The sequence below is a fragment of the Romboutsia sp. 13368 genome (genome assembly GCF_018336475.1).
Taxonomy (GTDB): domain Bacteria; phylum Bacillota; class Clostridia; order Peptostreptococcales; family Peptostreptococcaceae; genus Romboutsia.
The window spans coordinates 761,687-762,591 of record NZ_CP048741.1 but is presented as its reverse complement, the minus strand read 5'-3'; the positions used below and the strand labels follow the sequence as shown (position 1 = coordinate 762,591).

Annotated in this window: 1 protein-coding gene; it reads right to left on the bottom strand. The window is 25.1% G+C overall.

Annotation, left to right across the window (positions count from 1 at the left end; genetic code table 11):
- Positions 1 to 43: 43 nt before the first annotated feature.
- The gene (locus G3997_RS03075) at positions 44 to 760 is read right to left on the bottom strand and encodes a glucosaminidase domain-containing protein (RefSeq protein WP_296647926.1); all 717 of its coding nucleotides are present in this window, start codon (positions 758 to 760) and stop codon (positions 44 to 46) included.
- Positions 761 to 905: the final 145 nt, after the last annotated feature.

Below are 905 nucleotides of genomic sequence, written 5' to 3'. Positions count from 1 at the left end.
TTAAATATAAAAATTTTTATATTATATATTATGCTTTTTATACTTAAATCTTCTCATTTCTAAATAAATTATCATAAGTATCTAAAAAATTATTTGCTAGATAATCAATCTTTTCTTCCCATCTCTTATCCTTCCCTTCATCAGGGCAATACATTAGTTGTACCGCATCTACAGATAAACCATTATAATAAACTGCGCCTTCTCTTAAATAGTTTTTACTTAAATGTCTTGCCGTATGAAGTACAGATTCATGATGACTACTAAATAATCTTCCTTCTGAACTGTCACTATAAACTTCATATCCAGTTAAATTATTATCTTCTATTGCTCTTCTAGAAGTTGCAAATCCGCTTTCTAGGGCTACAATTCCAGCTATAAAAAATGCATTTACTCCATACTCTTTCTCAGCCTCAACAAAAACATCTGCAAGATGAACCATAGTTTTAGCTCCTGTAGTATTTATAAGTACTTCCTTCATTTCTTCTTCAGTTATACCGCTAATTACTGTAACATTTTCTCTTAAATAAGAGACATTTTTTACTCTATTTTTTTCAATATTTTCTTCTTCTCTAATTCTTGCTTGTAATTTTTCATACTCTATTTTAAGATTTTCCAATTCTTCATTATTTATTTTTTCATCATCTATAATATTTAATGATAAATTCTCCCCTGAAACTATAGAATATTTTGATACTATATTAAAACTAAATATCATAGCTAATAAACACATATAAATCATAAGATATTTTTTAAAATTCACATTATCACTCCCCTGATATATAAGTTCAATAATCTACTTTCATTGTCCTTTTAGCAAGTTTTGATAAGAAGGTATATAACATGATATATTTTGTTTTATTTTTAGTTTTTATACATATATTTTTTATTATTTTTTTAARTATTTT